General features: G+C 43.1%; 15 protein-coding genes, 1 tRNA gene and 1 pseudogene. 7 read left to right on the plus strand and 10 right to left on the minus strand.

Annotated features, from left to right (window positions below):
* Positions 1-61: 61 nt before the first annotated feature.
* From pnp to PSPO_RS08960, 9 genes and pseudogenes are all read right to left on the minus strand, one after another.
* Positions 62-2203: a polyribonucleotide nucleotidyltransferase gene (gene pnp, locus PSPO_RS08925; RefSeq protein ID WP_010559792.1), complete on the minus strand. Its 2142-nt coding sequence runs from the start codon at positions 2201-2203 to the stop codon at positions 62-64.
* A 327-nt stretch (positions 2204-2530) separates the two neighbouring features.
* Positions 2531-2635: pseudogene (locus PSPO_RS22020) on the minus strand (30S ribosomal protein S15); the annotation flags it as partial.
* A 103-nt stretch (positions 2636-2738) separates the two neighbouring features.
* Complete coding sequence (gene rpsO, locus PSPO_RS08930) at positions 2739-3005, minus strand: 30S ribosomal protein S15 (protein WP_010559791.1); 267 nt, start codon at positions 3003-3005, stop codon at positions 2739-2741.
* A gap of 129 nt (positions 3006-3134) precedes the next feature.
* Entirely contained in the window at positions 3135-4073 is a 939-nt protein-coding gene (gene truB / locus PSPO_RS08935; RefSeq protein ID WP_010559790.1) for a tRNA pseudouridine(55) synthase TruB, read from the minus strand.
* Complete coding sequence (rbfA, locus tag PSPO_RS08940) at positions 4073-4471, minus strand: 30S ribosome-binding factor RbfA (RefSeq protein ID WP_010559789.1); 399 nt, start codon at positions 4469-4471, stop codon at positions 4073-4075. The genes truB and rbfA overlap by 1 nt, the downstream gene beginning before the upstream one ends.
* 93 nt (positions 4472-4564) lie before the next feature.
* Entirely contained in the window at positions 4565-7213 is a 2649-nt protein-coding gene (gene infB / locus PSPO_RS08945) for a translation initiation factor IF-2 (protein WP_010559788.1), read from the minus strand.
* A 24-nt stretch (positions 7214-7237) separates the two neighbouring features.
* On the minus strand, positions 7238-8737 hold the full coding sequence (gene nusA, locus PSPO_RS08950; protein WP_010559787.1) for a transcription termination factor NusA: 1500 nt from the start codon (positions 8735-8737) through the stop codon (positions 7238-7240).
* A 35-nt stretch (positions 8738-8772) separates the two neighbouring features.
* On the minus strand, positions 8773-9228 hold the full coding sequence (rimP, locus tag PSPO_RS08955; protein ID WP_010559786.1) for a ribosome maturation factor RimP: 456 nt from the start codon (positions 9226-9228) through the stop codon (positions 8773-8775).
* Between the two features lie 221 nt (positions 9229-9449).
* A tRNA-Met gene (locus PSPO_RS08960) sits at positions 9450-9526 on the minus strand.
* A gap of 109 nt (positions 9527-9635) precedes the next feature.
* Between PSPO_RS08960 and PSPO_RS21645 the strand changes: the two genes are divergently transcribed.
* The 4 genes from PSPO_RS21645 to PSPO_RS08975 all read left to right on the plus strand — a co-directional run bounded on the left by PSPO_RS21645 (position 9636) and on the right by PSPO_RS08975 (position 12511).
* Positions 9636-9779, plus strand: coding sequence for a hypothetical protein (locus PSPO_RS21645; protein ID WP_158523440.1), 144 nt, complete (start codon positions 9636-9638; stop codon positions 9777-9779).
* A gap of 42 nt (positions 9780-9821) precedes the next feature.
* Positions 9822-10595, plus strand: a complete 774-nt coding sequence (locus PSPO_RS08965) for a delta-class carbonic anhydrase (protein WP_010559785.1) — start codon at positions 9822-9824, stop codon at positions 10593-10595.
* Positions 10596-10893: 298 nt separating this feature from the next.
* Positions 10894-11796, plus strand: coding sequence for a DMT family transporter (locus PSPO_RS08970; RefSeq protein WP_010559784.1), 903 nt, complete (start codon positions 10894-10896; stop codon positions 11794-11796).
* Entirely contained in the window at positions 11789-12511 is a 723-nt protein-coding gene (locus tag PSPO_RS08975; RefSeq protein ID WP_010559783.1) for an SIR2 family NAD-dependent protein deacylase, read from the plus strand. Before PSPO_RS08970 ends, PSPO_RS08975 begins: the two co-directional genes overlap by 8 nt.
* Here PSPO_RS08975 and PSPO_RS08980 read toward each other — a convergent pair.
* Positions 12508-14445 carry a RecQ family ATP-dependent DNA helicase gene (locus PSPO_RS08980; RefSeq protein WP_010559782.1) on the minus strand — a complete coding sequence of 646 codons (1938 nt, stop codon included), beginning with the start codon at positions 14443-14445 and terminating at the stop codon, positions 12508-12510. The genes PSPO_RS08975 and PSPO_RS08980 overlap by 4 nt on opposite strands.
* 117 nt (positions 14446-14562) lie before the next feature.
* Between PSPO_RS08980 and PSPO_RS08985 the strand changes: the two genes are divergently transcribed.
* From PSPO_RS08985 to PSPO_RS08995, 3 genes are all read left to right on the plus strand, one after another.
* Positions 14563-14934, plus strand: coding sequence for a nuclear transport factor 2 family protein (locus PSPO_RS08985; protein ID WP_010559781.1), 372 nt, complete (start codon positions 14563-14565; stop codon positions 14932-14934).
* A 45-nt stretch (positions 14935-14979) separates the two neighbouring features.
* Positions 14980-15465 carry a DUF1543 domain-containing protein gene (locus PSPO_RS08990; RefSeq protein WP_010559780.1) on the plus strand — a complete coding sequence of 162 codons (486 nt, stop codon included), beginning with the start codon at positions 14980-14982 and terminating at the stop codon, positions 15463-15465.
* A 331-nt stretch (positions 15466-15796) separates the two neighbouring features.
* Positions 15797-17926, plus strand: coding sequence for a S8 family peptidase (locus PSPO_RS08995; RefSeq protein WP_010559779.1), 2130 nt, complete (start codon positions 15797-15799; stop codon positions 17924-17926).
* Positions 17927-18174 lie beyond the last annotated feature (248 nt).

Consider the following 18174-nt stretch of genomic DNA (forward strand, 5'->3'; position numbering starts at 1 on the left):
TAGAGCATAAAAAAAGGGGCTATTCAGCCCCTTTTTTATCGCTAAGTCTTATTTAGTCGACTTATTCTTCTGATGCTTTTTCTTCAGCGTTTGCTTCAGCTGGTGCGTCGTCTTTCTTAAGCGCTTCTTTGATGCTTAGACGTACACGGCCTTGGCGGTCAACTTCAAGTACTTTAACTTGTACTTCGTCGCCTACTTTTAGGTGATCAGCTACGTTGTTTACACGCTCTTCACTGATTTGTGAAATGTGGACTAGGCCATCTTTACCTGGTAGTACGTTAACAAATGCACCGAAGTCTACGATACGAACAACTTTACCAGAGTAGATAGTACCTACTTCTAATTCAGCAGTTAATTGCTCAACACGTGCGATTGCAGCGCGTGCGCTTTCGCCGTTAGTTGCAGCAATTTTAACTGTACCGTCATCTTCGATTTCGATTGTTGTACCCGTTTCTTCAGTAAGTGCACGGATTGTTGCGCCACCTTTACCGATAACATCAGCAATTTTCTTAGGTGGAATGTTAACAACATAGATACGCGGTGCAAACTCAGAAAGCTCTTCGCTTGGCTTGTCGATTGCTTGGTCCATTACTGAAAGAATGTGCATACGAGCCGCTTTTGCTTGGTTAAGCGCGATTTGCATGATTTCTTTGTTGATACCTTCAATCTTGATATCCATTTGAAGTGCAGTTACACCTTCTGATGAACCTGCTACTTTAAAGTCCATATCACCTAAGTGATCTTCATCACCTAAGATGTCAGAAAGAACAACGAAGTCGTCGCCTTCTTTCACTAGACCCATTGCTATACCAGCAACAGACGCTTTAGTTGGTACACCTGCATTCATAAGCGCAAGTGAAGTACCACACACTGATGCCATTGAAGAAGAACCATTTGATTCAGTGATTTCTGAAACCACACGAACTGAGTACGGGAACTCTTCAAGGCTTGGCATTACTGCAGCAATACCACGCTTCGCTAGGTTACCGTGACCGATTTCACGACGCTTAGGTGAACCTACAAAACCAGTTTCACCAACACAGTATGGAGGGAAGTTATAGTGAAGCATGAAACGATCAGTCTTAGTACCTGTTAGGTCGTCGATCATCTGAGCATCACGTTCTGTACCAAGTGTTGCAGTTACAAGTGCTTGCGTTTCACCACGAGTGAAGATAGCTGAACCGTGAGTACGTGGAAGTACACCCGTCATTACGTCTAGTGCACGAACCATGTCTGGTTCACGACCGTCGATACGCTTTTCGCCAGCAATGATGCGGCCACGTACGATTTTCTTCTCTAGAGAACCGAATAATTTACCTACTTCTTGCTCGTCTAGTGATTCGTCTTCTGCTAGTTCTGCTGTTAGTTTTTCAACAACTTCAGCTTTTGCAGCAGAAATGGCTTCTTTACGTGCTACTTTGTCAGTGATTAAGTAAGCTGCGCCTACTTTCTCTTCTGCAATCGCTGCAATCTTGTCAGCAAGTGTTACGTTCTTCTCTGGAGCAGTCCAATCCCATGCTGGCTTACCCGCTTCAGCTTGGAATTCATTGATTGCTTTAATCGCTGCTTGTGATTGCTCGTGGCCGTATACAACCGCACCAAGCATCACGTCTTCAGAAAGCACTTCAGCTTCTGATTCAACCATAAGTACTGCGTTTTCAGTACCTGCAACAACTAGGTCTAGTTTACTTTCAACTAGCTCAGTTGCTGATGGGTTAAGTACATACTGGTCATTGATATAACCAACGCGCGCTGCACCAAGTGGACCATTAAATGGAATACCAGAAATAGCAAGTGCCGCAGAAGTACCGATTAACGTTACGATGTCAGGCTTGATTTCTGGGTCAATTGAAACAACTGTTGCAATTACTTGTACTTCGTTTACGAAACCGTCTGGGAAAAGTGGACGGATTGGACGGTCGATTAGACGTGCTGTAAGTGTTTCGCCATCGCTTGGACGACCTTCACGCTTAAGGAAACCACCTGGGATACGACCAGCAGCGTACATACGCTCTTGGTAGTTAACTGTGAGTGGGAAGAAATCTTGACCAGGTGCCGCTTCGCGCTTACCTACTACTGATACAAGTACTGCTGTATCACCGATGCTCGCGATAACTGCTGCATCTGCTTGACGAGCAACTGCGCCCGTCTCTAAAGTCACTTCATGTTGACCAAACTGAAATTTTTTAATAATTGGTTGCATTAAAAAATCCTTTATTTTGTATAGCTATTTGAATAACACCAATTACAGTAGTTAATCGTATTTGACGATAAATTAAGCGAGCAAAATCGATTAACTACTACAATTGGCATCAGTTTATTAAGTGAATGATTTAGCGTTGTTTAGCACCAAGCATTTCACTTGTGCGCTAGTATACTGCATAGCGCGAAAGATGGTAGTGTCGCAGCGTAAAAAAGCAGCCTATGTCATGTTTTTTTATGCCAAATGGCAAGGTGTTAATCTTATATATTGTTAAATTTCAGACACAAAAAAAGCAGCCGAAGCTGCTTTTTTTTGGCATCAAAGTGATTAGCGACGTAGGCCAAGCTCTTTGATTAGCGCTGAATAACGCCGGGCGTCTTTACGCTTTAGGGTGTCAAGAAGCGGGTTTATGAAAGTACGTTGACTTACAAGCACTACTCTTACTTCTTTGAATGAAGCTTTATTTTAAAACGTATAAACGCGAATTTCAGACACAAAAAAAGCAGCCGAGGCTGCTTTTTTGGCATCAAAGTGATTAGCGACGTAGGCCAAGCTCTTTGATTAGCGCTGAATAACGCTCAACGTCTTTACGCTTTAGGTAGTCAAGAAGGTTACGACGTTGACTTACTTTGCGAAGAAGACCACGACGTGAGTGGAAATCGTGCTTGTGATCAGCGAAGTGACCTTGAAGCTTGTTGATATCGAAAGTTAAAAGTGCAACTTGTACTTCTGGTGAACCAGTATCGCCTTCAGCACGTGCAAATTTAGCAACGATTTCAGCTTTTTCTTGAATGCTTAGCATTGTTAGACTCCAAAATTTAGTGAGTTAATTGAATTTACTTTAGCCGATCACTAATTCAGCCAAAGCGTTTAAGCTGGCGTATTCTACCAGCATTTAAAATTACTACAAGTAGCAGTAAATACTTTATTGCTAAGCGTTAGATAATCCACGCTTAGATTTAAGTTGGCCGTCACTATTGCGCTCACCAATGCCCATAAAGCGGTTATCGCTTTGACGGATAACTTTAAACTCACCGTCGGGTAGGTTTGGCATAGTTGCCGCCTGACCATGACTAAACGCTTTCGCCTGCCCATCGGTTACCAACACTTCTGTCATACCATATAATGCGGTATCCATTGGCAATAATAATGGATCAAGCTTTTCGCTCGGTGTGATGTCGTTTGCTTTTGCGTCATCAAGAATCGCTTGTAATTCGTCAAGCGTCATCATTTGTTCAGCCGGATAATGACCCACTGCACTGCGATGCAGCATAATAACGTGTGCGCCACAGCCTAGCTTTTCACCTAAATCGTCAACAATAGTGCGAATGTAAGTGCCTTTACTCACATGCGCGGTCATTTGAATTTCGTTATTGTCAAAATCAACTTCGTCTAGGGTTAAACTAAACACATTGATTTTACGGCACTTACGTGGCACTTCGATGCCTTGTCTTGCATAGTAATATAAAGGTTTGCCTTCATATTTCAGCGCCGAGTACATCGATGGGTATTGGTCCGATTCGCCTTCAAATGATTTCACTGCATCAACTAACTGCTGCTTAGTGATATTAACTGGCTTAGTTTCAACAATTTCGCCATCTGAATCTGAGGTGTCAGTGCGTTCGCCCAACTTAGCACGCACCACATAGGTTTTATCAGTATCTAACAAAAACTGCGAAAACTTGGTCGCTTCACCAAAACAAATTGGCAACATGCCTGTTGCCAGTGGATCAAGTGCACCGGTATGTCCTGCTTTTTGCGCAAAGTAAATGCCCTTAGCAATTTGCAGTGCTTTACTTGATGAGATGCCAGTTGGTTTGTTTAACAGTAAAATGCCGTCAATTGCACGACCTTTTTGCCTACGCCCCATTAGTCTTCTTGACCTTCTTGTGGCTCATCGCCACGCTTTTCGTTGTCGTCGCGAATTACTTGATCAACTAAATTCGAAATGCGCATACCTTCTAATAATGAAGTATCCATTACGAACTTAATTTCAGGCACAATACGTGCGCGAATACGTTTACCAAGTAATGAACGTACAAAGCCCTGTGCTTCGCCTAAAATTTTCATGATCAGTTTTGACTTTTCTTCGTCGTGATCATTAAGCGTTGTAACAAACACTTTGGCGTACGATAAATCACGTGATACTTCTACTGCGCTCACAGTGATCATACCAAGACGTGGATCTTTAATTTCACGTTGTAAAATAAGTGCCACTTCTTTTTGGATCTGTTGACCCACTCTATCTGTACGAGAAAATTCTCTCATAAACTTTTCTTATTCCTCTTAAATACTATTTGAGAAAATAGCATAAAGGGGGCATAAAGCCCCCAAAGAATTATCTAATTATTGAAGTGAAAGTTACAGGCTACGCTGAACTTCAACAACTTCAAATACTTCGATTTGGTCACCAACTTTAACGTCGTTGTAGTTCTTAACACCGATACCACATTCCATACCGTTACGAACTTCTTGAACGTCGTCTTTAAAGCGGCGTAGTGATTCAAGTTCACCTTCGTAGATAACAACGTTATCACGTAGAACACGAATTGGGTTATTGCGCTTAACAAGACCTTCAGTAACCATACAACCAGCGATTGCACCAATTTTCGGTGACTTAAACACGTCACGTACTTCTGCAAGACCAATGATCTCTTGCTTGAATTCTGGTGCAAGCATACCTGACATTGCTTGCTTAACTTCATCGATAAGGTCGTAGATTACGCTGTAGTAACGTAAGTCTAGGTTTTCGCTATCGATTACTTTACGTGCTGATACGTCGGCACGCACGTTAAAGCCAACAACGATTGCATTTGACGCTGCTGCAAGTGTTGCATCAGTTTCAGTGATACCGCCAACACCAGTACCAACAATCTTAACTTTAACTTCATCTGTAGAAAGCTTAACAAGTGCATCAGAGATTGCTTCTACTGAACCTTGTACGTCTGCTTTAAGTACTACGTTCACTTCAGACACATCACCTTCGGTCATGTTAGAGAACATGTTCTCAAGCTTCGCTTTCTGCTGACGTGCAAGTTTCACATCACGGAATTTACCTTGACGATAAAGTGCAACTTCACGTGCTTTACGCTCGTCTTTAACAACTGTTGCTTCATCACCAGCCGCAGGCACACCTGAAAGACCTAGAATCTCAACAGGGATTGACGGGCCCGCTTCTTTAATTTCTTTACCATCTTCGTCGCGCATCGCACGAACACGGCCGTACTCTAGACCACACAGTACGATATCGCCTTGCTTAAGCGTACCTGATTGAACAAGTACAGAAGCAACAGGACCGCGACCTTTATCTAGACGTGATTCGATAACCACACCAGATGCCATGCCTTCATGAACAGCTGTTAGTTCAAGTAGCTCTGACTGCATTAGAATTGCTTCTAATAAATCATCAACACCAGTACCTACTTTCGCAGAGATATGAACAAACTGTACGTCACCACCCCAATCTTCAGGGATTACGTCGTGCTGTGAAAGCTCGTTCTTAACGCGATCTGGATCTGCGCCTTCTTTATCGATTTTGTTCACTGCAACAATCAGTGGTACTTCAGCTGCTTTCGCGTGCTGTACTGCTTCGATTGTTTGTGGCATTACGCCATCGTCTGCTGCAACTACAAGTACTACGATATCCGTTGCTTTCGCACCACGTGCACGCATTGAGGTAAACGCTGCGTGACCCGGAGTATCTAGGAAAGTGATCATGCCGTTGTCTGTTTCAACGTGGTATGCACCAATGTGCTGCGTAATACCACCGGCTTCACCGTCTACTACGTTCTTAGAACGGATGTAGTCAAGTGTTGATGTTTTACCATGGTCAACGTGACCCATAACAGTAACAACTGGTGCACGTGGCGCTTGCTCACCGTCTGCACCACGATCTGAAAGTACTTTCTCTTCCAGCTCGTTTTCTTTAACCAATACAACTTTGTGACCCATTTCTTCAGCAACAAGTGATGCTGTTTCTTGGTCTAGTACTTGGTTAATTGTTACCATTTCGCCCATTTTCATCATGGTCTTGATAACTTCAGTACCTTTAACCGCCATACGAGAAGCAAGTTCAGCTACTGTGATTGTTTCGCTGATGCGAACGTCACGCGTTACTTCTTGAGTTGGTTTTTGGAAACCGTGTTGCAGTGACTGAGGCGCTTTAAGCTTGCCCTTTTTACCTGCTTTACCTTTACCGCGTGGTGCAGGTGCATCTTCTTTTTTCTTTTTCTTCTTGCCTGAACGACGGGCTGACTGTTCTTCTTTCATGTCAGACTCGTCTTCAGCAAGACGCGCTGCTTCAGATGAAGTGCTGTGGTAATCCGCCGTTTCTTCACGACGTTTACGCTCTTCTTCTTCCGCTTTCCAACGCGCTTCGTTTTCTTCAGCTAAACGCTTCGCTTCTTCTTCAGCACGCTTTGCTTCTTCTTCAACTTTACGCTTAGCCGCTTCTTCAGCTTCGCGTTGAAGACGTTCTTCTTCCGCTTTTTCTTCAGCGGTCATCTTAGGTGCTTCAGGTGCCTTTGCTTTTGGCTCAGCATTTGCTTTTGCTTTACGTTCAGCTTCTTCTTTTGCTTTGCGTTCTGCTTCTTGCTTCGCTTTCAATTCAGCCTCTTGCTTTGCTTTTAACTCTGCTTCTTGCTGTGCTTGTTGCTCAGCTTCGATACGTGCCTGCTCTGCTGCTTGCTCAGCCGCCTGCTCTTCTAGTGCACTTTTCTTAACATAAGTGCGCTTTTTACGTACTTCTACTTGCACTGACTTTGCTTTGCCTGAGCCACTTGGCACACTTAATGTGCTTTTGCTCTTACGCTGTAACGTCATGCGCGTTGGTGCACTTGTACCTTCACCACCATGTGCGCGGCTTAAATGATCAAGTAACTGCGCTTTTTCATCTTCAGTAACTTGATCTGACGGAGATTTCTCAATTCCAGCGTCTTTGAACTGTTGCACTAGTTTATCAACAGTTGTACCTATGTCGCTGGCGAGTTTATCAATACTTACTTCTGCCATTATTTACTTTACCTCCGTCAATAATTATTCGTCGCCAAACCAGCAAATATTACGTGCAGCCATGATTAGCTCACCCGCTTGTTCTTCGCTTAGTTCAGTAATGTCTACAAGTTCGTCCACACCTTGCTCTGCAAGATCTTCAAGGGTAACTACACCTTTGCTCGCCATTACGAATGCGAGGTGACGATCTAGACCTTCTAGGCCTAATAAGTCTGCTGCAGGCTCTGCGCCCTCTAGAGACTCTTCTGTTTTAAGTGCTTGCGTAGTTAACGCAGCCTTTGCGCGCTCGCGAAGCTCTTCTACTGTTGCTTCATCTAAGCCTTGAATTTCAAGGAATTCAGCTACAGGTACATAAGCTACTTCTTCAAGTGAAGAGAAGCCTTCTTGAATTAAGAACTCTGCAAAATCGTCGTCGATATCCAGACCTTCAGTGAATAAAGAAACCAGCTTATCTGACTCTTCTTCATTCTTCTTCTGCATATCTTCCACTGTCATTACGTTTAGTTCCCAGCCAGTTAATTGACTTGCTAAACGTACGTTTTGACCATTACGGCCAATCGCTTGCGCTAGATTATCGGCTTCTACTGCGATATCCATTGAACGCGAATCTTCATCAACAACAATCGACGCTACCTCGGCAGGTGCCATTGCGTTAATTACGTATTGCGCTGGGTTATCATCATAAAGCACGATATCAATACGTTCGTTTGATAGCTCAGTTGATACGGCTTGTACACGTGCACCACGCATACCTACACACGCACCTACTGGATCAATACGCTTGTCGTTTGACTTAACCGCAATCTTGGCACGTGATCCTGGATCACGCGCTGCAGATTTAATTTCAATCATCTCTTCGCCAATTTCTGGCACTTCGATGCGGAAAAGTTCAATTAGCATGTCAGGCTTAGAACGCGTTACAAATAATTGTGCGCCGCGCGCTTCTGGCTTAACTGCATAAAGTAAACCACGTACACGGTCGCCCGGACGGTGGTTTTCACGTGGTAACATATCATCACGGTAAATAACCGCTTCTGCATTGTTACCTAAATCAAGTACGATTGCGTCACGCGTTGCTTTTTTAACAACACCGGTGATCATCTCACCTTCTTGATCTTTGTACGCTTCAACAACCAATGCGCGCTCAGCTTCACGTACTTTCTGCACGATTACTTGCTTCGCAGTTTGTGTTGTAATACGGTCAAACTTAACTGATTCAATTTGTTCTTCAACAAAATCGCCAAGCTGGATTTCAGGTTCATCAACCTGCGCAGCTTCAAACGTAATCTCGCGGAAAGGATGCTCTAAACTACCGTCTTCTTGTGGCTCTACCACCATCCAACGACGGAACGTATCGTATTCACCTGTTTTTTGGTCGATACTTACACGTACGTCAATATCACCTTCGTGCTTTTTCTTTGTCGCTGTCGCTAGTGCGAACTCTAGTGCTTCAAAAATTTTATCTCGTGGTACTGCTTTTTCATTCGAAACAGCTTCTGCCACCAAAAGTATTTCTTTTGCCATCTTCTTGCCTCGCTTGCCCTATTCCTTTCGCACGATTAAAACTTAGCGATGATGTTCGCTTTTTCAACATTCGATAGCATGATCATACAATCCGTACCGTCGATGTTAAGCGTAATCATATCGCCATTAACCTGGGTTAAGTCGCCTTTAAAATTGCGGCGACCGTCTTGTGGAAGCTTAGTGCGTAAACGCACTTCTTCACCTGTGGCTTTAACAAAGTGTTCTGGTTTAAATAATGGTCTGTCAATGCCTGGCGAAGATACTTCCAAGTTAAATTCATTCGTTATCGGATCTTCAACGTCTAAGATAGCGCTAATTTGCCTGCTGACATCGGCACAGTTATCTACATTTACGCCGTTTTCATGATCGATATACACGCGCAGCGTCGAATTGCGGCCCGCTTGCGCCAACTCTAAGCCCAATAATTCAAAGCCCATATCTTCAATGGTAGGCTCAAACATCGCTATTAAATCTTGTTCGAGTTTAGTCACAACATCTCTCCGTACAAACAAAAAAAGGGCATATGCCCCAACTTCTAGCGTTTCAGATACAACAACGCCCCGAACCAAGCGGGGCGTCACATCAAAAACTAATCTGTGTGGCCGTTGGCCAAGCTTGGTGCGGGTCGAAAACCAAATTAGGCAAATACTCTTTGCCTAAACGCAAAACGCGCATTAAGTAATGCGCGCAAGTTACAAAAGTAACAGGTAGTTGGTTGCGGGAGCCGGATTTGAACCGACGACCTTCGGGTTATGAGCCCGACGAGCTACCAGGCTGCTCCATCCCGCGCCAATGACTACTTAGTTAGTCACGCAGTGCACGACTAAAAATATGGTGAGGATTATAAGCTTCCATAAGTCAATAAGCAACCTCTTATCAAGCTTTTATTGTTGCGATAATGTTAAATAAAAAACAATTAAAAAAATCATTAAATTCACAAAAAGCCATAAACGCCGTGCTACACTCGCGCTCCCCTGAAAAAGAACCATACGTTGCCACCGCCGCCTATTTGCCAAAAGCCAATGCTTTTGCAGCGGTATAAGTGCGTTGCGTATGCCGAGACAACTTTTTAAGGGAAACCATAATGATAAAAAAAGCACTTTTTTCAGCCATCGCATTGAGCTTTGCCACGACAACACTTGCCGATACCTGTGAGGGCTTTGGCCCGCAAACACCGCGCGATATTGATAACCTAGTTGGCGAGAATAAAGTAGTTTTCAGCAAAGCACCGGCCAAAGAACAGCTTAACTTATGTAATATCCACTTCCATAAAAATGCCGAACACAAAGCGAAAGATTTTTCTTTATTTGCAGGTGACGGTAAATATGGCGGTTACCAATGTAATATCTCTGAGTCACTTAGTGCCGCTGAATTAAAAGCGCCAAAAGGTAAAATTTGTAAAGGCTTAAAACCGGGGGACACCATTGAAGTGCATTGGGTACACACCTCATGTGATGTTAAACCGGGTAAAGGTTTAGGTTCATGCTTAAGTGAAAAATGTGCAAATCCAGACCTACGCGTAGAAACTCAAGTATTTACCTTAGTAAATGATGACGATGCACTGGATTTTAACGACTTAAGCTACGACGGCAATGTCGTAAACGGTTATCACCAAGCTAAACATATTCCAAATAACACGGGTGCGCCAGTTGAGTTTTTAGGTTCAACTACAGGCCCAAGCTTTAGCGAAAAATCATGTTCACCACTTCAAGTTACATGGAATGTACGTCCACAGTGTGCAAAGCTAAACATCAATACTATTGGTAAATGGTGTGAAGCGAACGTTTTTAAAGAAGATCACGCGCATGGCGTGCGTCAGTTAGTAACCAACCCAACGTTATTAGCGCCAATTAACTAAGTTTTCGTTTCACGCTAACATAGCTTGTTACATTTGTTTTATGAAGGGTAATTTAATTACCCTTTTTTCTGCTTGACTTCATTCCCATTCCAAACGAATCTATAACTTCTTAAACGAATACTTACATTGAAAATAAATGACACTCTTTAACTCGCATCTAGTATGGAATACATGGCAGGCCAACACGGTCAATGCCCTGCTACGTCGTACTTAACGCGGTTAAATGATTTAACCGCAGGTAAAAGCGGTTAGTCACTCCCTCTCACTTCTTTTATCTGCCAAATTTAGGAACGCTATTATGCCTGTTAAGGTATCGTATTTTTTTGTCGTGCTAATTTGGTCAACCACGCCGCTTGGCATTGTATGGAGCAGTGATTCTATTCCGCCAACCATGTCGGTATTTTTGCGCATGTTAATCGCCCTAGTGCTTGGCGCATTTGTAATGGCGATTGCGAATATTCGCTTACCTTGGCATGGCAGAGCGATAAAGTTATACGCCTATTCAGCGCTTGGCATTTATGGCGGCATGATGCTCAGTTACTTTGCAGCGCAGTCCGTGCCTTCTGGCGTTATTTCACTGGTTTTTGGCCTTGCACCAATTTTATCGGGCTTGCTAGCACAGCGTATTTTAAATGAAGCCAAATTTAGCAAAGTAAAAGTGATTGCCTTAATGCTCTCGGTGTGCGGTTTAGCGCTAGTGTGTAAAGATCAACTCGCTGGCGGTTCGGTGTTTGATGTGGGTCTTTTGTGTGTACTCGCTGCGGTGTGTTTCTTTAGCTTAAGCGGTGTGATGGTTAAAACCGTAAAGCTGGCTATTCATCCAATGGCAACCACCTTTGGCGCACTCATTATTGCAACGCCTCTATTTTTTATCACTTGGTTACTGGTGGATGGTACCTTTGCGCCGAGCGGTTGGAGTCATCGAGCCATCGCCTCAATTTTATATTTAGGTGTATTTGGTTCGCTACTTGGCTTTTTGGCGTATTTTCATGTGTTACAAAAGTTAGAAGCCAGCACGGTTGCCTTGATCACACTGATTACACCAGGGTTTGCCATTGCATTGGGTACACTGTTAAACAATGAACCTCTGTCACCCTCACTAATTATTGGCGCGGTGATTATTGTCACTGGTCTTGGTTTATTTCAATTTGGCGATAAACTACTTAAAAGCAAAAAAAGAAGTGCATTGCGATATGACTAATACTTTATATATCACTGGAGCAGGTGTAAGTAGTGCCAGTGGTATACCGACCTTTCGTGGCGAAGACGGTTTTTGGACCATTGGCAGCAATAATTACACGCCACAAGAGATGGCAACCCGTGCCATGTATCAACATAATCCGGCGGAGTTTTTGGCTTGGTATTACACGCGTTTTGTAACTTACCGCAACCACGGCCCCAACAAGGCACACTATTGGCTAGCCGACAAAAACCTCATTACACAAAATATAGATGGCCTTGATGGCAAAGCGGGCAATCAACATTACATTTCAATTCATGGCCGTATTGATCACGTTACGCTTTATCATGAACAAGGGCCGGTTGTTGAACGTTTTAACGCGCCATGGCAGGACGTTGACGAGCAAAACCTTAAAACATCATTGCTCGATATTTTTAAGATTTCAAAACACGGGCCAGAGCTCAATGTGTCACTAAAACCTTATGTTTTACTGTTTGATGAATTTTATACCGATTTGTACCAAATCACTGAGGCGCAAAACCGCATGTATAACGCCGATAAAATGGTATTCATCGGCACATCGTTTAGTGTCAACATTACACAAATGGCGCTCGAAGTGGCACGTCAAAATGCTATTCCAATTGAGATAGTTGACCCCAATCCGGCTCATGTATTACACAGCGATGTCACTTACCACCAAATGACGGCGCTAGAATACATTGAAAAAATAGGCTAGCGGTTTCGCGCTACTGCGCTCTTCACCAATTCAAATGGCACGGTATCGTATACCGCATACCCTGCCATTTTTGACGCTTTTACTTTTGTGAACACAGGTTGTGTTAAGCCTGTTAAAAATCGCGCGGCTAGCGTATCGCTTAATTCAAACCCTTGCCCATTTAATGCAATATCTAATGGTGTTAAATAACCATTGATTTGATTTTCTATGAGCTGTTTTTGCGTATCAATATATTGCAACTTAGCAACTTGCCCACGGCACACACTGCAATGACCACACTGCTGTGGCGCACCTTGATCATCAAAATAGCGCGCCAAATTGTAACTTAAACACGTGTCTAGCTGAAAATAGCGCAACATGGTGTTGATACGCGCCACTTCGCTTTTTTCATTACTCGCAAAATAATCTGTTAGCTGACTAAGCAGCTCATTATTATCTAATAAGCTAGAATTAACGGCATAAACATCTACAAGCTGTTTGCTTTCAAGCTCAATATCGCCCTGCTCGTGTAAATACTCAAGTGCCGACAATACTCGCGAACGGTCAAGCCCAGATTGCATGGCAAACTCACTAACATCGATACTGCCCCACTTTTTCTTAAAGTCAGTTGCATCAAATAACTGGTTTAAAAATGCTTGTCGCTCGGGATTAAATTTAGCTAAGACGCTTGCTTTATCCGATTTGAAAAAATAGCGATACTCAGCAAAATAACTGTACTTGCCGGTTAATAAACCTAACAGCTCACATTGTACGAGTACCGTTTTTAACGTTAACTGGCGAATGTTTGTTGTCTGTGACAGTGAATAAATTTGGCACTGCCATAAATTATCTTGGCTTTGCTCGCGTATGTCGTTAAAAAACCGCTGCAAACTCGTTGCTTCAGGCGTATCACCGTAGACAAAGTTTTCAAGCGTAGTTACATCATCGAGATTACCCAATACAAAGCAATTAGATGGGTTGCCATCACGCCCCGCTCGGCCAATTTCTTGCGAATAGTTTTCGATTGATTTCGGTAAATCATAATGCACCACAAAGCGAATATCGCTTTTATCAATACCCATGCCAAAGGCGATGGTTGCAACAACCACTTGATTGTCGCTTTGCATAAATTGATTTTGAATCATTTGACGTTGCTCAGCGCCAAGACCAGCATGATACGCGACTGCATTAATTCCCTGATCAGCAAGTATGGTTGCGACAGATTCTGCAGTTTGCTGCAACGTCACATACACAATGCCACAACCCTGTTGTGACTTTACAACATCAACTAGTTGCTGTGTTTTTTGCCCCGCAACCGCTGGGATCACCGATAAATCGAGATTATGACGATAAAAACCCGTTTGCACTATATGCTGTTGCTGGATTTGAAATTTAGCCGCCATATCCTGTTTAACTTTTTTTGTTGCGGTCGCCGTTAACAGTAATACCAGCGGAATATTCAGCTCTTCACGGTACTGCGGCAATTTTAGATAATCAGGCCTAAAGTTGTGACCCCATTCCGAAATACAGTGGGCTTCATCAACCACCAGCATAGAAATCGCAACCGAGTTAATAAACTGCCTAAACCGTTCGTTTTTAAAGCGCTCTACCGACACCATAAGAATTTTTATTTCGCCTTGCCTTACACGATTAACCACATCAAAGTAACTATCTTTATCAAGGCTCGAATCTAAACTCGCGGCTGCAATGCCTTTGCTATTAAGAAAATCCACCTGATCTTTCATCAGTGCGAGCAAGGGTGACACCACTAAGGTTAAATGCGGTAACAACAGCGCGGTAAGTTGGTAACACAAAGACTTACCTGAGCCGGTAGGAAATACAGCAAGGCTTGAATGGCCTGCTAAAAGCTGCGAAATGGTTTGTCCTTGTCCTTCACGAAAAACATCAAAGTTAAAATGGTGTTTTAGCGCTTGCTGTAACTGTGTTTGATTCATTTGGGCTCACTGAAAAATAATAATAGGCTGGCAACTACAAGTTTATCGCAAAATCATGTTGCGAAAGGTAAAACTTTACTACAATCGCGCTCTTTGAGCTAATACAAGCAATTTACAATGACCTATTCAGAGATAGAACAACAAACCATTGCCATCGTTGATAAGCAACTTGATGCCTACAATAACCGCGATATTGATGCGTTTGCTGCAACCTACCACGATGACGTAGAAATTCATGCATTTCCTGGCGGATTGCAGTATCAGGGCAAAGACGAATTAATCAAACGGTATGGTGCTAAGTTTGCGTCGCTAGTGTATTTAAATGCTACATCGTTAAACCGTATTGTAAATGACAATTTTCTGGTCGATAAAGAGCGTGCCTGTAGCGCATCACAAGACCCAAATATTATTGATACCGATGTCGTGGTGATTGCGAGCTACCAAATTGAAGACGGTTTAATTAAACGCGTATCCTTTATGCGTGACTAAAACCTTTAAAAACTAACAAAAGGGTCAACTGTGAAACGACTATTTATGGTGTGTTTAGGCGGTAAAGTAAGCGGCTGCAATATCGAAATGCATGATATTCGTTTTGTCGTAGGTGAAACCATAGAGCAAACGTTTAATGCGCTGAAACAGCAATGGTGTGGCGATAAAGCCAAGGTGCATATGGACAGTTACTGTGAAATAAAACACATTGACGGCTTTGAAATTTCGCTCTCAGAGCACCCAGAGCCAAGTCAACACACCCTGTTTTTTGTTAATTTAGGTGCGTATTACCCTGATCACATTATGGAGCAACACAGTTTTGAATTAATCGTGGCGCAATCACCCGAACAAGCAAAACAAATCGCGCTTTCGCGTGTGCCGAACAATTTATCGAAACCACATAAAGACCGTTTAATGGCGGTGGATGATTTATTATCTGTGAACTTAATTGATGGTTTTTATATCAAATTAAGCTATTCAGGCAAGCGCCAAGCAATCAAACCAGATTGGTTTGGTTATCACCCACTATAACTACGACTATTTTCGTAAAATTCAACTACTATTGCATTTAGGGCAAAAATTAACAAATCTAAATCACACTTTTGATCTCATGGTTTTGTATTAATTTCATAAAAACCAGACAAATGTCCTGTCATGAAAATTCTAAGCTATTGAAATATAGCTATTAACATCCATTTACATAGCTAACCTAGGTGGCAGACAAGCAATCACCTTGCTTATAACCATTTACTATTAACTTATAGCTTTTTAGTAATTTATTAGTTTTTGTTTCACATTAAATTAACAATAGATCCTCATTTGGGTCCAAAATGGCAACATCACAATAATTCTAGGGAATACTATGAATAATAATAAATTATTAAAAAAGAGCTTATTAGCCACGCTAGTACCGCTCGCAATCAGCGCTAACGCAAATACATTAAGCGAACCTTCACAACTTGCTGAAGTACAAGCTAAATTAGTGGGTCAAGCTCAGCTTTCGACACAATTCATTATTAAATACAAAACGCAAACCGCTGCAGAATTTGCACATACTGCAGATACGCAATCTTTTGCACCGCGCGCTTCAGCACAATCGTTTGTATCAAACTTCAAATCGAAGCTTAAAAAGCAATCTCGCTACGTACGACCTATGGCTATGCAAGGCCTTCACGTAGTTAAAGTAGACGGCAAGCTATCTGCACAAGAAACACAGCAATATATGCAAGACATGATTGCATCTGGTGATATTGAATACATTGAAATCGACCAAATGTTACAACCATTTGCTACGCCTAATGATCCGCAATATTCAGATCAGTGGCACTACTATGAAGCAAACGGTGGCCTTAACTTACCGAGCGCATGGGATAAAGCAACAGGTGCTGGCGTAACTGTTGCGGTACTTGATACAGGTTACCGTCCACACGCAGATTTAAATGCAAACCTATTACCTGGTTACGATATGATTTCAAATACTTTCGTAGCAAACGATGGCGGCGGTCGTGATAACGATGCACGCGATCCAGGTGATGCAACTACAACGGGTGAATGTGGTACAGATAGCTCAGGTCAACCAGTACCACGCTCAGATCAAAGTTCAAGCTGGCACGGTACTCACGTAGCAGGTACGGTTGCAGCAGTGGCGAATAACGGCGAAGGTGTTGCAGGTGTAGCATACGACGCGAAAGTTGTGCCAGTGCGTGTACTTGGTAAATGTGGTGGTTTAACGTCAGATATCGCTGACGGTATTATTTGGGCATCTGGTGGCTCAGTTTCTGGCACCACAGCGAATGCTAACCCTGCATCTGTTATTAATATGAGCTTAGGTGGTTCAGGTGCGTGTAGCGCGACCACACAAGCAGCAATTAACACTGCCCGTGCAAATGGCGCAGTAGTTGTAATTGCAGCAGGTAACGATAACGATAACTCTGCAAACTACAACCCAGGTAACTGTTCAGGCGTTGTAAACGTCGCTTCAGTTGGCCGTAACGGTGGCCGTGCATACTATTCAAACTATGGTGCAAATATTGATGTTGCAGCACCAGGTGGCGCACAGAGCTTTGCAAACGATCCTGAAGGCGTTCTTTCAACTTACAACTCAGGTTCAACAGGCCCAGGTAGCGACAGTTATGCATACTCGCAAGGTACATCAATGGCAGCGCCACATGTTGCCGGTGTTGCTGCGTTAATCAAACAAGCAAAACCATCTGCTACACCTGATGAAATTGAACAAATCCTAAAATCAACAACGCGTTCATTCCCTGCTACATGTAACAACTGTGGTACCGGTATTGTTGATGCACTTGCTGCTGTAAATGCGGCGTCTGGCGACACTACTACACCACCAACAGGCGATAACGTGTTAGAAGATAAGGTTGCTAAAACTGGTCTTTCTGGCGCTAAAAACGCACAGTCGTTCTTCACCATGGAAGTACCATCTGGCGCAACTAACGTAACTTTCACGTTAGCAGGTGGCTCGGGTGATGCAGACCTTTATGTGCGTGCTGGCAGCAAGCCAACGACCTCAAGCTATGAGTGCCGTTCATGGAACTCAGGTAACGGTGAAACTTGTTCTATTGATAACCCAACAGCAGGTACTTATCACGTAATGCTAAATGCATACGAAGCCTTCTCTGGTGCGTCACTAACAGGCAATATCACATCATCAACAACAGGAGGCACGAATGGTGGCGGCGGTTCAGTTGATAACGTATCAGCAAGTCGTGGCGCTTGGAGCCGTTACACAATTGACGTACCAGCAGGTATGTCAACGTTCACAGTAACGCTTTCAGGTGGTACAGGTGATGCAGATCTTTATATTCGCAACGGTAGCCAGCCAAGCACGTCATCATACGACTGTCGTTCATGGAACGATGGCAACACAGAAACCTGTACTATTAACAACCCAGGTGCAGGTACATGGCACATTGGCGCATATGGATACAGAGCATACTCTGGCGTAACCGTAGACGCACAATACAGACCTTAGAAAACTCTCTGAAGACAACAAAAGGCCGCACATGCGGCCTTTTTTATTAAGTGTAGAACTAGATTTTTAAAAACGACTTCATACGATTTTTTAATGTATAAAGCCATCGTAAATTTACGCTTCGCATCCCTTAACTGAATGAGCTTAAGGGTCTGCTAATTTGCTAAAAATAAGTTCGCAATAAACGTAACTAATTAGAATCTGTGGTTGATTTAAGCAGATGAAAGTGCTTAAACGTATGTATCCAT

The sequence above is a fragment of the Pseudoalteromonas spongiae UST010723-006 genome, assembly GCF_000238255.3.
Lineage (GTDB): Bacteria > Pseudomonadota > Gammaproteobacteria > Enterobacterales > Alteromonadaceae > Pseudoalteromonas > Pseudoalteromonas spongiae.